The organism is Kitasatospora sp. NPDC056531, from assembly GCF_042794375.1.
Lineage (GTDB): Bacteria > Actinomycetota > Actinomycetes > Streptomycetales > Streptomycetaceae > Kitasatospora.
Genome location: NZ_JBHTTU010000128.1, coordinates 7,837 through 8,599 on the forward strand (window position 1 = coordinate 7,837; position 763 = coordinate 8,599).

General features: G+C 75.5%; 1 protein-coding gene. It reads right to left on the reverse strand.

The features are described from left to right. Positions 1-598: HAD family hydrolase (locus ACFQ87_RS41015; RefSeq protein WP_380616059.1), on the reverse strand; the 598-nt coding region annotated here is incomplete at its 3' end. Between the last annotated feature and the right edge of the window lie 165 nt (positions 599-763).

Consider the following 763-nt stretch of genomic DNA (forward strand, 5'->3'; position numbering starts at 1 on the left):
CGGCGAGCCAGTGGCCGGGGGTGAGGCCTCCGTGGAAGCCGAGCGAGCGCATCCCGGCCGCGCGGGCGGCGGCCACCCCGTACTTGCTGTCCTCCACCACCAGGCAGGCGGCCGGCTCGACGCCCGTCGCCTTCGCGGCGTGCAGGAACAGGTCGGGGGCGGGCTTGCCCTCGGCGACCTCCTCGGCGCTGAAGATCCGTCCCTCGAAGCGGGGCAGCAGCCCGGTCTGCCCGAGGGTGCGGCGCAGTCGGCTGTGGCTGCTGGAGGAGGCGACGCAGTCGCGAACCCCGGCGCGCTCCAGGCGTGCCAGGGCCTCCACCACCCCGTCCACGGGGGCGAGTTCGGCGGCGAACACCGCGTCGTACAGGTGCTGGTACTTCCGCTCCCAGCCGGGTTCCAGCGGCACGCTCGCGTGCGCGGCGAGCTCGGCGGTCATGTAGGCGTGCGAGCGCCCGACGAACCGCTCCACCACCTCCTCCTCCGACAGCGGCCATCCGATGTCCGCGGTCACCCGCGCGTCCACCTTCACGGCCAGCCGCTCGCTGTCCAGCAGCACGCCGTCGCAGTCGAAGATCACCAGTTCGATGGGTATGGGCATGATCAGCACCCTACGGCCCGCCGGCGGACGCGGGGGGGGGGGGGGGGGGAGGTGTTGGGCGGGTGGGTGGGCCGCCGGGGGGGGGGGTGGGAGGGGGGGGGGTGGGGGGGCCGGGACGACGGCCCGGTCGGCGGCCTCGGCGAGTCCCTGGGCGAGGTGTTCGGC